This window comes from Nonomuraea sp. NPDC050547 (genome assembly GCF_044457345.1).
Taxonomy (GTDB): Bacteria; Actinomycetota; Actinomycetes; order Streptosporangiales; family Streptosporangiaceae; genus Nonomuraea.
In genome coordinates this window covers 39,601-53,813 of record NZ_JBITGW010000001.1, presented here as the reverse complement: position 1 = coordinate 53,813, position 14,213 = coordinate 39,601, and the positions used below count along the sequence as shown (strand labels likewise).

The 14,213-nt window shown below is 69.8% G+C and carries 14 protein-coding genes and 1 tRNA gene; 7 read left to right on the top strand and 8 right to left on the bottom strand.

All coding sequences use genetic code 11. The features are described from left to right. Positions 1-12 precede the first annotated feature (12 nt). Positions 13-423 (bottom strand): winged helix-turn-helix transcriptional regulator, encoded by a 411-nt coding sequence (locus ACIBHY_RS00280; protein ID WP_397305480.1) that lies wholly within the window; start codon positions 421-423, stop codon positions 13-15. 67 nt (positions 424-490) lie between these two features. On the opposite strand from ACIBHY_RS00280, the gene ACIBHY_RS00275 reads away from it, so the two are divergent. From ACIBHY_RS00275 to ACIBHY_RS00250, 6 genes are all read left to right on the top strand, one after another. Next, positions 491-1,408: an NADP-dependent oxidoreductase gene (locus tag ACIBHY_RS00275; RefSeq protein ID WP_397245336.1), complete on the top strand. Its 918-nt coding sequence runs from the start codon at positions 491-493 to the stop codon at positions 1,406-1,408. Positions 1,409-1,476: 68 nt separating this feature from the next. After that, complete coding sequence (locus tag ACIBHY_RS00270) at positions 1,477-2,541, top strand: ATP-binding protein (RefSeq protein WP_397305478.1); 1,065 nt, start codon at positions 1,477-1,479, stop codon at positions 2,539-2,541. Further along, complete coding sequence (locus tag ACIBHY_RS00265) at positions 2,538-3,590, top strand: VWA-like domain-containing protein (RefSeq protein ID WP_397305477.1); 1,053 nt, start codon at positions 2,538-2,540, stop codon at positions 3,588-3,590. The genes ACIBHY_RS00270 and ACIBHY_RS00265 overlap by 4 nt, the downstream gene beginning before the upstream one ends. Then, the gene (locus ACIBHY_RS00260; protein ID WP_397305476.1) at positions 3,587-4,255 is read left to right on the top strand and encodes a hypothetical protein; all 669 of its coding nucleotides are present in this window, start codon (positions 3,587-3,589) and stop codon (positions 4,253-4,255) included. The genes ACIBHY_RS00265 and ACIBHY_RS00260 overlap by 4 nt, the downstream gene beginning before the upstream one ends. A gap of 245 nt (positions 4,256-4,500) precedes the next feature. Further along, positions 4,501-5,433, top strand: coding sequence for a LysR family transcriptional regulator (locus ACIBHY_RS00255; protein ID WP_397109087.1), 933 nt, complete (start codon positions 4,501-4,503; stop codon positions 5,431-5,433). An 83-nt stretch (positions 5,434-5,516) separates the two neighbouring features. Next, a complete protein-coding gene (locus ACIBHY_RS00250; protein WP_397305475.1) occupies positions 5,517-6,962 on the top strand; it encodes a S1 family peptidase in 1,446 nt (481 codons plus the stop codon). 54 nt (positions 6,963-7,016) lie between these two features. On the opposite strand, the gene ACIBHY_RS00245 is transcribed toward ACIBHY_RS00250, so the two are convergent. Beyond that, positions 7,017-7,544, bottom strand: coding sequence for a histidine phosphatase family protein (locus ACIBHY_RS00245; protein WP_397305474.1), 528 nt, complete (start codon positions 7,542-7,544; stop codon positions 7,017-7,019). Positions 7,545-7,673: 129 nt separating this feature from the next. On the opposite strand from ACIBHY_RS00245, the gene ACIBHY_RS00240 reads away from it, so the two are divergent. Next, a tRNA-Ile gene (locus ACIBHY_RS00240) sits at positions 7,674-7,747 on the top strand. 362 nt (positions 7,748-8,109) lie between these two features. On the opposite strand, the gene ACIBHY_RS00235 is transcribed toward ACIBHY_RS00240, so the two are convergent. The 6 genes from ACIBHY_RS00235 to ACIBHY_RS00210 form a co-directional block, all read right to left on the bottom strand. Next, positions 8,110-8,916, bottom strand: coding sequence for a DUF6551 family protein (locus ACIBHY_RS00235; RefSeq protein ID WP_397305473.1), 807 nt, complete (start codon positions 8,914-8,916; stop codon positions 8,110-8,112). 213 nt (positions 8,917-9,129) lie between these two features. Then, positions 9,130-10,074, bottom strand: a complete 945-nt coding sequence (locus ACIBHY_RS00230; protein WP_397305472.1) for a restriction endonuclease — start codon at positions 10,072-10,074, stop codon at positions 9,130-9,132. 115 nt (positions 10,075-10,189) lie between these two features. Further along, on the bottom strand, positions 10,190-11,617 hold the full coding sequence (locus ACIBHY_RS00225; protein WP_397305471.1) for a tyrosine-type recombinase/integrase: 1,428 nt from the start codon (positions 11,615-11,617) through the stop codon (positions 10,190-10,192). Continuing rightward, complete coding sequence (locus tag ACIBHY_RS00220) at positions 11,617-11,817, bottom strand: helix-turn-helix transcriptional regulator (protein WP_397305470.1); 201 nt, start codon at positions 11,815-11,817, stop codon at positions 11,617-11,619. The genes ACIBHY_RS00225 and ACIBHY_RS00220 overlap by 1 nt, the downstream gene beginning before the upstream one ends. Positions 11,818-11,999: 182 nt before the next feature. After that, the gene (locus ACIBHY_RS00215; protein WP_397305469.1) at positions 12,000-13,181 is read right to left on the bottom strand and encodes a DUF3631 domain-containing protein; all 1,182 of its coding nucleotides are present in this window, start codon (positions 13,179-13,181) and stop codon (positions 12,000-12,002) included. A 23-nt stretch (positions 13,182-13,204) separates the two neighbouring features. Then, positions 13,205-14,116, bottom strand: coding sequence for a bifunctional DNA primase/polymerase (locus ACIBHY_RS00210; protein ID WP_397305468.1), 912 nt, complete (start codon positions 14,114-14,116; stop codon positions 13,205-13,207). Positions 14,117-14,213: the final 97 nt, after the last annotated feature.

Sequence of the window (14,213 nt, the reverse complement as noted above, 5' to 3'; positions counted from 1 at the left end):
TCGGGGTCTTGATCAGATGGGCCGGACGGGCTCCGCGGCGCGTTCGTCGTAGGCGCGGCGGGCGGCGAAGACCTCGTCGGCGTGCTCGGCCGACCACTCCGCGATGGCCGCGAGCAGGCCGCCCGCGCTGCGGCCCAGTTCGGTCAGCTCGTAGTCGACGCGCGGCGGGATCGTCGGGTAGACCGTGCGCCGGACGAGGCCGTCGCGTTCGAGGGCGCGCAGGGTCTGGCTGAGCATCTTCTGGGTGATGCCGTCGAGGATGCGGCGCAGTTCGTTGAAGCGGCGCGGGCCGTCCAGGAGCGCGCCCATGACCAGCGTGGACCACTTGCCGGTCAGCATGTCGAGGATCGCGCGGGGCTTGCAGGCCCGCAGGAACGCGTCCGCGCCGCCGTACCCGCGGAGGTCGGGGAAGGTGGTATCCATCAGGTACCTGGATATCAAAGGGGTGCCTTCTTCACAAGGGATACCGCCCGCGGCCACGATGACAGTCATGAGAACGATCGTTTACCGCTCTTTCGGCGGGCCCGAGGTCCTGGAACTCGCCGACGTCGACCGGCCCGTCCCCGAGCCGAACGAAGTGCTGGTCAAGGTGCACGCCGCCGGGGTCAACCCGCCCGACTGGAAGTTGCGGCGCGGGCCGTACCCGCCGCACTGGGTGACGCCGCCGCTGGTCCCGGGCTTCGACGTCTCCGGCGTGGTGGAGGCGTCCGGGGCCTACCAGGGCAGGTTCGTGCCGGGCGACGAGGTCTTCGGCATGATCCTGTTCCCGAACCCGGCCAACGCCTACTCCGAGTACGTGGTGGCCAGGTCCCGCCAGTTCGCCCGCAAGCCGCCGGGCCTGAGCCACGTGGAGGCGGCGGCGCTGCCGATGTCCGGCCTGACCGCCTGGCAGGGCTTCGAGGACTCCTGGGACGTACGGCCCGGCCGGCGCCTGCTCGTGCACGGGGCGGCCGGCGGGGTCGGCCACCTGGTGGTCCAGCTGGCCAAGCGGCGCGGGGCGTACGTGATCGGCACGGCCAGCGCCGGCAAGCACGACTTCGTCCGGCGGATGGGCGCCGACGAGGTGATCGACTACCGCGCCGTGGACTTCGCGCACGCGGTCGAGCCCGTGGACACGGTCTTCGACGTCGTCGGCGGCGACTACCCGGAGCGCTCGCTGCCGCTGGTGAAGGAGGGCGGCGCCTACCTCGGCGCGGCCGACATCTCCGACGAGGTGGGCGCCCGGTACGCGGCCCGCGGCGTGCGGTGGCGGCGCTTCCAGGTGGAGCCGGACCACGCGGCGCTGGCCGAGCTCGCCAAGGTGCTGAACGTGCACGTGGACCGCACCTTCCCCCTGGAGGAGGCGGCCAAGGCGCACGAGCTGGCGGAGAGCGCGGACTTCGTCGGCAAGATCGTCCTGGAGGTTTGACATCCGCCCTCGCGTCAATCTACGTTGACCTAGAATCGTCAATGAAGGTTGACGCGAGAGGAGTCCGCATGCATGCGCTGGCCATGGCCGTGAGCGCGAACCTGCCCGTGATCCTGTGGGGCGCGCCCGGCACCGGGAAGACCTCGTCGGTGCTCGCCCTCGGCGAGCAGCTGGGGCAGCCCGTCGAGGTCGTGGTGGGGTCCGTCCGCGAGCCGAGCGACTTCGCCGGGCTGCCCGTCGTGCGGGACGGCGGCACCTGGTTCGCGCCGCCCCGCTGGGCCGAGCGGCTCGCCGCCGCCGGGCGCGGCATCCTGTTCCTGGACGAGCTGACCACGGCGCCGCCCGCCGTGCAGGCCGCCATGTTGCGGGTCGTGCTGGAGCGGGTGGTCGGGGATCTCGCGCTGCCCGCCGGCGTGCGGATCGTCGCCGCGGCCAATCCACCGGCGCTCGCGGCCGACGGGTGGGATCTGTCGGCGCCGCTGGCCAATCGGCTGGTTCATCTGGACTGGTCGATCAGCGCGGCCTCGGTGGCCGACGGGTTCATGGGAGGCTTCGCCGTACCGGATCTCGCGGGGGCCGCGGCGCCCACCTCGGCGCAGGTGGGGGCGGCTCGGGCGCTGGTGGGGGCGTTTCTGCGGGTGCGGCCCTCGCTGGTGCTGGCGGTCCCGGAGGACAGCGGGCGCGCGTGGCCCAGCCCCCGCACGTGGGAACTCGCGGCGACCGCCCTCGCCTGCACCTGCTCCCGGCCGGACGCGTGGGCGGAGCGGGTGCGGGCCGAGCTGGTGGTGGGCGCGGTGGGCGAGGCCGCCGGGTTCGAGCTGCTGTCCTGGGTACGCGACCTCGACCTCCCCGACCCCGAGACCCTGCTGTCCGACCCGGCGGCGCCCCTGCCCGAGCGCGTGGACCGGCTGCACGCGGTGCTCGGCTCGGTCGTCGCCCACGTGCGTGCCGACGGCGGCGGCGACTCCTGGCAACGCGCCTGGAACCTGGTCGCCCGGGTGGCCCGCCGTACCCCGGACGTGGCCGCCGGGGCCGCCCGCTCCCTGGCCTCCCGCCGCCCGGAGGGCACCGCGCTCCCGCCCGCGATGCTGGAGCTGGCCCCGATCCTGCGCGCCGCGGGCCTGATGCCATGAACATCGCCGCCGCCCGCCTGTGGGCCGTCACCCAGGCGCCGTATCTGGCCTCCGCCCTGTTCGCCCTGCGCCCCGTCGAGCACCCCGGCGGCCCGCCGGGGGTGAGCGCGGACGCCAACTGGAACGTCCACCTCTCCGGCGACCTGCCCGCCGAGGAGGCCGGGTGGTGGCTGATCCACCATGTGGGCCACCTCCTGCGCGACCACCCCGCCCGCGCCCGCGGCGCGGCCTGGCCGCTGGCCTCCGACGCCGAGGTCAACGACGACCTCCCGCCGCCGCCCTTTCCCGCCGTCTCCCCCGACACCCTGGGGCTGCCCCCGGGGCTGCTCGCCGAGCGGTACCTGGAGCTGGTCGACCTGATCGACGTTCCGCCCGAGCTGGTCGCGTGCTCGGCGCCGCCGTACACCGGCCCCGCCGTCATGACCGACGTCGAACGCTCCCTGCTGGTACGCGCGGTCGCCGCCGACGTCGACACCCACCGGGGCGCGGCGCCCGGCGGCTGGCGGCGATGGGCCGAGCAGGTGCTCCGCCCGGCCGTGGACTGGCGCGCCCTCCTGGCCACCCTCGTCCGCCACGGTCTCGCCCGCGCCGCCGGCCGCGTCGACTACAGCTACGCCCGCCCGTCACGCCGGTCCGCCCCGTCCGTGGTGCTGCCGTCCCTGGTCCAGCCCGTCCCGCGCGTGGCCGTCGTGGTGGACACCTCCGGCAGCGTCCGGGAGGAGGCGCTGCGCCGGGTGCTGGGCGAGGTGGACGGCGTGCTGCGGGCGGGCGCGCAGGTGGACGTGATCTGCTGCGACGCCGCCGCCCACCCCCCTCAGCGGGTACGGCGGGCGCGCGAGGCCACCCTGGCCGGCGGTGGCGGCACCGACCTGCGCGAAGGACTGAAGGCGGCCGGCGCCCTCCGCCCCGGCCTGACCGTCGTCCTGACCGACGGCGACACCCCCTGGCCGGCCTCCCGCCCCCGCCACCCGGTCGTCATCTGCCTGATCGACGCTCCCGATCCGGTCGAAGTCCCCGCGTGGGCGCACGTGGTGCGGGTGGAGTCGTGAGCGCCTGGAAGGGGTTCACGCAGGGCGAGACGCGCCGGTGGCGGCGGGCCGGGTTCGAGGAGGAGGAGGCGGCGGCCTGGCGGGAGGCCGGGGTGGAGGATCCGGATGACGCGCGGCTCTGGCGCACCACCGGCGCCACCCCCTCCAGCGTCATCTCCTGGCAGCGCGGCGGCCTGACGCCCAGGGAGGCGGTGCGCTGGCACGAGCACGGGGTGACGCCCCGGGAGGCCGCCGCCCGCCACCTGGCCGGCGAACCTCCGCGCCGGGTGCCGCTGATGGCCCGGCTGTTCCCGAGAGCACGGCTGAGCGATCTCGAACCCGGGCAGGCGGCGGCGTTGCGTACCCTGCTCCGGGCGGGTGTCCCGGTGGACGTGGCGCGCGCCTACACCGACGCCGGGTGGGACGGCGGCGCGGCCCGCGACTGGGCCGCGCGCCGGATCCCGCCCGCGCAGGCGGGGGTGTTCCGGGCGATGGGATTCACCGCGCCCGAAGCCGCACGTCTGGGACGAGCGCCCATGGAGGTTCTGGCCGGCTGGTGGGGCGCGGTGCCGCTGGAGGAGGTGGCGGCGTGGTGCGCCGCCGGGCTCGGGCCGCGGGAGGCCGCGGCCCAGCGGGCGGCGGGGGTCACCGCCGAGCAGGCGGCCGTCCTGCGCGCCCTGCGGTAGCCCTGACTCATCTAGACCACCGCTCTGGTCAGAGGTGGTGTGGCCGTCAGTTTCGGGCACGATGGCAAGTGACGCGGACATGAATGCCGACGTCGGACCGGGTCCGCACGTCATGCCCACATATGTGTAAATCCTCCCCGTATAGTCGTGCTTAACCGGCTAACCTAGGGGGCCTCGACAATATCTGTCATATTTCCTGACTTATCCCCATTGCTACCCAAGAAAGGCCGTCTTACCTTCCCGTTATGGACCTCGAGCTCAGGCACCTCAGAATCGTCCGCGCCGTCGCCGACGCGGGCAGTGTGAGCAAGGCCGCGAACCTGCTCGGCCTGGCGCAGCCCGCGTTAACCGCCCAGCTCAAACGGATCGAAAGGGTGCTCGGAGGCTCCCTGTTCGAACGTGACAGGCGCGGCGCCAGGCCAACACTCCTCGGCGAACTGGTACTCGAACGCGCCCGCGTCCTGCTCCCCGCCGCCAAAGAACTTCAGGATGAAGCCCTGCGATTCGCCAGCACCCCCTCCGTGCGCTACCGCATCGGCGCCACCAACGGACCCGTCCTCGGCGGGCTCGTCGACCGCCTCGCCGCCGAGCGCCCCGTCACCACCCACACCTCCTGGTCGGAACACGAACTGACCACCATGGCCGACCTCGGCCGCCTCGACTACGTACTGATCGGCGCCTGCGGCGACAGCGGCGCGCCCACCGGTTCGCTCGAATGGGAGACGATCAGCGTCGATCCCGTGTTCGTCCTGCTCGGCGCCGGCCACCGGCTGTCGGAGGAGAAGGAGCTCGAACTGGGCGACCTGGCCGGCGAGCAGTGGTCGGTCACGCCAGGCGACGGCTGCTTCGCCGACTGCTTCGCCATGGCGTGCGCCCGCGCCGGCTTCACCCCCGGCACCATCTACGAGACCGACGTCTCGACCTGCGCGCACCTCGCCCAGGTCGGCCGCGCCGTCGTGCTCTGCCAGGCCACCCACCAGCCCGCCGCGGGCCTGGTGAAGGTCCCGCTGACCGGCGCGCCCCTGCGCTGGCGGCAGCTCCTCGGCCGCCATCCCACCGCCCCCGACCCCGCGTGGGTCCTCGCCCAGGCCAAGGCCGCCCACGCCGACGCGGTACGGCGCAGCCCCGTCTACCAGGATTGGCTGGTGAGAAATCCGGGTTTCGGTACGGCGCCATAACCCGGTGATATGAGCAAGCTGATACTCCTCGCTCCCTGGGGCCCCGTCTACCGTGACGGCACCCCCAGCAGCGAGGAGACACCATGCTTCGTCGCACCCCGGCTCTGGTCGCGATCGCGATCGGGGCCCTGGTCGTCACGACCATGCCCGCCGTCGCCAAACCCCCGGCCGACGGCATGATCAGCGCCCTCCAGCGCGACCTCGGCATCACCAGGGAACAGGCTCTCGACCGCCTGGCCAACGAGGCGCGCGCCGGCCGTACCACGCCGTCCTTACAGAAGCGGCTCGGTGAACGCTACGCCGGCGCCTGGCACGAGGGGCCGCACGCCGCGCTCGTCGTGGCCACGGTCGACGCGGCCGACGCCAGGACCATCACCTCGGCCGGAGCCCAGGTCAAGGTGGTCCCGAGGACGCTGGCCCAGCTCACCGCGGTCAAGGACGGCCTCGACCGGGCCGAACCGCCCGCCTCCGTCCACGCGTGGGCGCTGTCGCCACGCGACAACTCGGTCCTGGTCCAGGCCGCCTCCGAACAGGAGGCCCGCGACTGGATCACCGCCAGCGGCGTGGACGCGGCCGCCGTACGCGTAGAACTCTCGGCCGAACGGCCCAAGCCGTTCTACGACATCCGCGGCGGCGACGCCTACTACATCCCGTCGAAGGGCTACCGCTGCTCCGTCGGCTTCGCCGCCCGCCGCGGCACCACCCTCGGCTTCACCACCGCCGGCCACTGCGGCGACGTCGGTGACGCCACCCAGGGCCACAACCGGGTCGACCAGGGCGTCTTCCGCATCTCGTCCTTCCCCAGCGACGACTACGCATGGGTGGAGACGAACTCCCAGTGGACCGCCCCCGGCGTCGTCAACGGCTACAGCGCCGGAATCCTCCCGGTACGCGGCTCCGCCGTCACGCAACCCGGTGGTTCGGTGTGCCGCTCCGGCTCCACCACGCAATGGCACTGCGGCACCGTCCAGGCACTCAACTCCACCGTCAACTACCCCGAGGGCACCGTCTACCAGCTGACCCGCACGAACGTCTGCGCCGAGGGCGGCGACTCCGGCGGCGCCTTCATCTCCGGCGACCAGGCCCAAGGCATGACCTCCGGCGGCTCAGGCAACTGCAGCAGCGGCGGCACCACGTACTTCCAGCCCCTCGCCGAACTGCTGTCGGTAGGCGGCCTGACCCTGGTCACAGCGGGCGGCGACCCGAACCCGCCCACCGGCTGCGCCACCTACAGAGAGAAGTACACCGGCTCCCTCACCTCGAACCAGAACCAGATCCAGCCGAACGGCTCCTACTACCAGTCCACGACCTCCGGCACCCACGCCGGCTGCCTGGACGGCCCCGACGGCGTCGACTTCGACCTGTACCTGGAGAAGTGGAGTGGATCGTCCTGGTCCATCGTGGCCCGCGGCGACAGCGCCAACCCCGATGAGAGCGTGAGCTACAACGGCACCTCCGGCTACTACCGCTACCGCGTCCACGCCTACAGCGGCTCCGGCGCGTACACCATGGGCCTGAACCGCCCATAGTCCCCCATACGAGTACTCGCTCGCCCGCGCCACGATAAGCGCAGGTCGTACGGCTCAGGCGAGCGAGTACTCCCACCCCGGCCGCCAGTCGAACGGCGCATCCACCAGCTCCTCAAGCGGCACCCCGTGCAGCAGATTCTGCAAAGCCCACCGATTGGCCGAATGCGCGATGACCAGCACCGTCCGCCCCTGCCACCGCTCCATCACCTCTTCGAGAAACGCGGCGGTCTCCGCGACAACCTGCCGATAACTCTGCCCGCCAGGCCAGGGCACATCGATATGCCGCCGCCTGAGCCGAGCCAGCTCATCCGCCGGCCGCCCGTTGTAGATCCCGTAGTCACACTCCCGCAACCGGGCGTCCCGCAGAATCTCCCGCCCACCCCCAAAGGCAACCTCCGCAGTCTGTACGGCCCGCCGCAGGTCAGAGCTGTACACCACATCAACGCCCGCCCGCCGAACCCCCAGCTCCACCGCCAGCTCCCGCCCCCGAGCAGACAACTCCCCCGGCAGCCGGCCCGTGGCGATCCCTGTCTCGTTGTCCACGGTGATGGCATGCGTCTCATAGATCAGCTTGACCGCCATAGGTCCGAAACTACCTCTGCCGAGCGCCGAGAAAGCCACGAATGTGATCGCCTTGGACTCCATCTAGGCTGCGGGGCATGGAATGATGTCCCAGGCGGTGCTGTAGGCGCCGCCGTACAACTCCATCCAGGGGCGGTAGCTCAGCCGGTCAGAGCATCGGACTCATAATCCGTGGGTCGTGGGTTCAAGTCCCACCCGCCCTACTTCTCCAGAACAGCCAAAACCCCCGCCTGACCTGCGCCGCCGCGCGGAGACGGGGGTTTCTCATGTCCGGCTGTCTACGGCCGACACCGAGCGTTTGCGGGTGGCTCTACCCAATGCTTACCCACGACCTCACCGGGCGGATGTCCTAGCTCGAAGCCCCGGTCGGCTGGCGCCGTAGCCTGGCCGGCGTCGCCATTGCACGGCTCCCCGTAGCGGTATCGCCCAGGCTCGGGTAAGACCGCGGACCCGTTTCTCGACTGACACAACAGGGGCAGGGCGAACTCCGTGATACTCACGAAGTCCGCCGCCCCCGCTGGTCATACGGGTACGAAACAGCCGCTTCTGGGGCCGCGCTAACCCCCTAGTACTCGATCCGCTTCCGCCTGTTCTTGTTCCACGCATCGACGACCAGTCGATACGCCGTGCTGAGACGAGAACCGGTGCCGCTGTTCTTGAAGCCCCCTCTGGAGGTCTTCGAGAGGATCTCCGCCCGCCACGCCTGCGCCGTCCCGAAGTCCAGGAGCCTCGGCGCGAGCTGAGCATCGACGATGATGTCACCCCACTTGCCGAGAGCCGTGCCGATGCCTCCGATCAACATCCCGTCCCACGTGTCAGCGGAACGGCCCCATGCGGCCTCAGCGATCGAGAGAGTGCGGTCGAGAATCTCGGCACCGTAGTAATCGGTGATCCTGAGAACGCCCTGGATAGCACCGACGGCGTTGGTTGAACTCGATCCGATACTGAGATCATGCTTCTTGAGAACCTTGTCCGTGTCGACGAACAGCGGGACGTTGCCCGTAAGCCCCACCCTGTATTCGTCGAGCGGCCTCGGCTTGTGCGACTCGCGATTCTTGATCAGGAAGAGCACGGCTTCCTGCGCCTGAGTGAGGTCGTGATGAATCTCAGCCCTGATAGTCGGAATCGAGAGGAGCCTGCAGACCCGTACTCGATGCTGACCGTCAACGATGTACAGATCTCCATTGGGTCGGCGGGAGACGACGATCGACCCCATCGCCTCACGCACGAGCTGGTTGGCGATGCTCTGGGCACGCCCCTCATTGAGGGTCCTCTGAGCTTCCGGATCGATCCTGAGGTCGTCTACCTTGACCTCGACCCCGTAATCAACCTTGTGAACGGGGAGATCGTACGCGTACCGGGTTTTGGGCATGATTTGCCCTTTCCGCGTCGCACTTGGGGGAGTATGCGGCACAAGGCCAGGATTTTGGGATAGCGACGCAGAGAACATAAAAACATACCGAGGGTCACTTTCGCAACTTCTCTCGAATCGAGAGAAGAAAGCATTATCGGTCACCCTTAAACAAAATTTTAGGGCGCTTGCTAACGGCAGCAGATCCACCCTTTCGCGAGCCTCTTACATCGCCTAAAGCGTGAAGCCCGGTCGGCTGGCGCCGTAGCCCTGCTTGGCCGGCCAGAGGACGACTACGTCCTGGCTGTGGGCCAGTTCGATCAGGTCCTGGCGCGGCTCGCTGGGCAGCAGGATCGCCCTCGTAGCGTCCGGCAGGAAGCGGCCGTAGTCGGCGAGCTGGCCGATGGCCATGCGCACGTTCTCGCGGGTGACGCTGCCCTTCGCCTCAACCAGCAGCTTGGCGTCGTGGTCGTACAGGTCGGTGAAGAGCGGACGGGTCTCCCCCTTCGGCAGCATCTGATGCCGGCCGACCTTGTGATTCTTGCTGCGCAGGTAGTCCCCTAGCGCCTGCACGAGAGTGGACTCCTTCCGCTCAGCCTCGTACGGCTCCCGGTCGGGGTTGACGAAAGTCCGCTCCGTGAGCTGCTGCTCCAGTTCGAGCTCCTGCACCTGGTCTTCGCTCGGGTTGTCGTTGGCGGCGTCGAGCAGCCTCGCCAGGCTGGTTTGCGGCGGCTGCACGGCCGCATCGATGGGGCGCAGCCGGAAGACGATGACGCGGCGGATGGCGCCACCGCCAGTTTCGGGGGCGTCGGCCTCATACCAGGGCTCCTTGTCGTCCACCTCGAACTCACCGAGGTAGGTGACGGTGCCGCGGGCGCCCTGGAAGACGCGCAGCGCCTTGTTGTTCTGCTCGTGGTTGAGGATGCTCGCGTTCCCGGACATCATCCGCTGGTCGCCGTACTGGCCCTCACCGCTGTAGTGGAACAGGCCGTCAGGCATCCAGCCGTCGAAGTAGCCGTGCTTCTCGCCGGCGATCGGGTCGGTGAAGACGAAGACGTTGTCGCTGCGGCTGGACGGGCCGATGCCGCCCTGCGTGCGGCCACCGAAACGCTCGTGCAGCGTCTTGCGCTCGATCGGCTCGCCGGGCTTAAGAGTCCACGCGGGGGTCGGGGTGGTCATGGGGCAGTCCTTCCTGTGATCACTTTGCTTGTGATCTACCTTAGCGGACCACGATCATCGATGCGCAACTCTCATATGGGAATTGGATGCTGATTTTCGGTGTCCGATTGAGGTGTCAGGTCAGGCTGGAGTCGAGATCCTTCAGCGCGTCGGCAATGCGCCTCTTTGCGGCCTCGTCTTGGCCAACGATGCATTTCGCGTAGATCCTCAGTAGGACATCCACGCTGTGACCTGCCCATTCGGCTACTTGCGTGGCTGGTACGCCGGCGTTGAGCCAGGTCGAGACACAGGCGTGGCGCAGGTCGTAGATGCGCTTGGCCAGCGGTGACTGCGCTTCCTTCTCGGTCAGGGCATGCTCTCTGGCCTTGGCCCATACACGCCGGCATGTGATGCCGGCCAGCTCGCCGCCGCGTACCCCGGTGAACAACCGCCCTCCGGGACCGGTGCCGAACTCCGCAAGGTGGGCGCGGAGAATCTCGGTTAGCGCGGGAGGACAAGGAACGATGCGGGTCTCCCCCTCGGCGCGGTGCTTGAGGGCTCGTTCTTCCCGCAGGCTGCCGTCGTCCGTCCATTCACGGCCGGCGAACGGCGCGGCGCCGGCGAAGCGAAGCTCGCCCCAACCGTCTGCCGGCTCCTCCAGTTCTCCCGTCTCGGGATTCCTAGCCAGCTCGGGAAGGATGACGTTGTCCTCTCCAAGCCTCACTACTTCCTCGGGACGTAGCCCCGCGTAGTAGATGACGGCGAAGAATGCGACCAACCGCTTTCCGCTGGGCTGCTGTCCTTCCACCGCGGCCAGGAGGCGGCGCGCTTGCGCGTGGTTGACGACGCTACGTCTGTCCACTTCGTGGGTGACCCGCGGCGGCTTCCATTTCAGAGCCCTGATCGGGTTGGCATCCAAGAGCTTAAGCTCCACGGCGTAGTCCATGGCGTTCTGCAAGATGGTCTTGTGCCGGCGAATCGTGCTTGTGGCGGCGGCCTTCCCGTTCAGGCGGGAGGTGGCGGCGTCGAGCAGCGCACGGACAGTGGCCGCTTCGGTAAGTGCGGAAATGGGGCGCGTGTTCTTGGCCAGCCACGCCAGCACTTCGGCCGTTTCCTCGGACGCTTCGGCGCGCTGTTTGGTGTTGAATCCCCATCGACGCATGGCGGTTCGGAGGTCAAGGTCAGGCGGTTTGCCCTTGCCGCTCATGAGCATCGCCGGCGTAGCTGCGGTAAGGGCGCGGGCGATGTCTTGGCGGTACTTGGCCGAGGCAGCCTTCCACTTGAAGTCGGCGAACTTGCAGGCGAAGTCGTACCAGGTCATCTCTGGCCGCTCAACGCGGCTCCATTTCACTGGCTCGCCGGTAGCCAGGCTGAAAGGCTCACCTTCCCGAGCCGCGGTGAGCAGCTTGCTTCGGTAAGCATCTGCCTGCGCACTCTTCTGGAAGGTCCGTTTCCACGGCTTGCCATCCGTGGACCACTGGACGCGGTATGAGGTGACCTTGCCCGCGACGTTCTTGCGGACCTCGGTCTTATGAACGCGCACGCGGTAGGTGGTGTTCTCCATCAGGCCGCGTCCTCTCGGGCGTTGAGCCAGCTTTCAAGGTCGGTACGGCGAACGCGAAGGGAACCGTTGGGCAGGGTGATGCAGCGCGGGGCGCGCCCCTTCTGGCGCCAGTCGTAGAAGGTGGATCGCGAGATCTGGAGTTCGGTGCAGACCTCGGCGACGGTGAGCATCGCATGTAGGCGGGTGACGGTAGCGGCCATCTGGCGCGTTCCTTCCGGGCGTGTGGACCGGTGGCATGGGGCGGCCTCGGCGGTGTGCTCGACACTGTCGCCGAGGCCCGTAGCGGGGTGGTGGAGGCGGGTTTGGAGGAGGTATCCGTCCCATCCGTCCCAAGCTCATTTCCGCAGGTCAAGCCTGGGACGGGTAGAAGGGGTGGGACGGGTCAACCCGTCCCAGGCATGCTTTCCGTCCCGCGCTGACCTGCACTGACGAGGTTGGGACGGTTGGGACGGATACCCCTGCCGAAGGGCACGACATCGCCCTCGGGAAGCGGGTCAAGGGCGGGGCAGTAGCGCCCCCAGGCGTCGGCGAAGTCGGCGCGCTGGTAGCCCTTGGCCTGCCCGGCGGGGAAGCGGATGTTGGCTGAGCGGATCTCGTACTCGCTCAGCATGACGCCGAGCTTGCGCGGGCTGAGTCCGGCCGGTCCGTGCTCGTTCCACTCTCCTTCCGGGTTGGTCTTGAGGCGTTCCAGGAGGACGGCGGTGGGCAGGGCGGTGTCGTCGCCGAAGGCGGTGCGGCAGTCGGTGAGCAGGCGTAGCCCTGCGGATGGTCGGCCGTTGTCGTCGGCCTCGGCGGTCAGCGCGACGGCGGCGGCGCGGGCGCGGTCGGGCCAGGTGCCGCCGGCGTGGTCGGCAATGACGATGAGGGGTTCCCAGGTGTCGGCGGCGCGGTCTTCGACGGGCATGGCGGGTTCGGCTTCCTCCAATGCGGTCAGGTCGGCACGTAGCCACTGGTGGAGCGCGCCTGCTAGGTGCTCGCGGAGCGGGGTGCGGTCGCGGCGGTGGCGGTAGGGGGCGGCTTTCTCGCCGGGGCCGCGGCGCCGCATCCGGACGATGATGGCGCGGTCTTCGATGGTGTCGGGCATCGTGCCGATGCCGGCGAGTGCGGCCATGGCGAAGGTCGGGATGCTTTCGACCTGGTTGCGGGAGGCGTCGTAGCGTTTGGCCGGCCGGTTGCGTTGGTGGCCGGCGTTCAGCAGGCCGCGCAGGTCTTCGTTGCCGTCGGCTTTGGGGCCGAAGATGGTGTCTGCCTCATCGACCAGGATGGTGGGCGGGTCGGCGGTGATGGACCGGTAGATGGCGGGCGGTGAGGAGTTGACGGTGATGAACGGGTTGTGGCAGGTGGCCTCCACGATGTCGAGGAGCCGGGACTTGCCGCATCGCTTTTCGGGGCCGCGGATGACCAGTCGCGGGGCGTGGGCCATCGCGGGTTGGGCGTGGGTGGCGGCGATCCACAGCGTGACGGCGTCGGTGGTTTCGGTGCTGGGCAGGATGACGTAGCGGGTCAGGGCGGCGCGGAGTTGGTCCAGCAGGGCGGCGCCGGTGGGCGGATGCCGTTGGGTCATGGTGTCTCCCAGGTGGGTCGGGTTCATGCGGTGCGTATGCCGGCGTCGATGCCGTAGCCGATGACGGCGGCCAGGGCGCGCGGTGGGCGCGGGTCGGGGCTGTGCTGGTTGGCGGTCTCGGCGGCGACCTGGAGTGCGTGTTGGACCAGGTCGCGGGGCAGGGCGCCGCGGGCGATGAGCTTGCCGAGTTTCCAGGCGGCCAGGTTGAGGGCGTGGTTACGGCCTCCCTCCGGGGCGGTGGCCACGCGCTCTATCTCGCTGGTCAGGGCGGCGTGGCCGTAGGCGGTCAGCCGGCGGGCGGGCAGGTCGTCCAGCAGTTCGGCGATCGTTCCCGTGGCGGGTTGCGGCGGGGGCGGGGTGAGGGCGGCGGTCAGCCAGTCCGGTAGCGGGGCGGGTGGCTGGTCGCGGGTGAGGGTGTAGGGGCCGGTGCCGTCGCGGGCGGCCACGTAGCTGCCCGGGGCGACGACGTAGCCGCCGCGAGCTCGCGTGTCGATGAGCCAGCCCAGTCCCTTGCCGCGCGCCCCGGAGGTGTTGCCGAGGCGCTGGCCGGGCGGGGCGGTGAAGTAGAGGTGGGTGCCGCCGCGGCGGGTGGTCACGGTGCGGGTGTCGTCGGGGTAGGGCTGGCCGTGCTCGGCGCAGAGATGGCGGAAGACCTGCTCACCGGATGCGATGCCACGTCGTGCCCAGGTGGCGGGCGGGTGCTCGCCGAGTTTGGGCAGGTCTAGGTCGATGACCAGCAGTCCGGAGGGGCCGCATGCGATGCCGACGTTGTAGGGGGCGCGCTGCCACCAGGCGGTGAGTCGGTCGGGGTCGGTGGTGGCGTTGTGCTCCCAGTCGGTGAAGCCGCGGGCGGGGTATTTGCCGTGCGGGGTGAGTGGGAAGACGTGCCAGCCGCGCCGGGCGGCGTAAGCGGCGGCGGTGAGCAGGTCGGGCATGATGAACCCTCTCGTTTGGGCAGGTCACAGGCTTGATCGGGACGGGCATCCCCCAACTGGTGGCCTTGTCGGATGGCCGGTAGGGCCACCAGTTGGG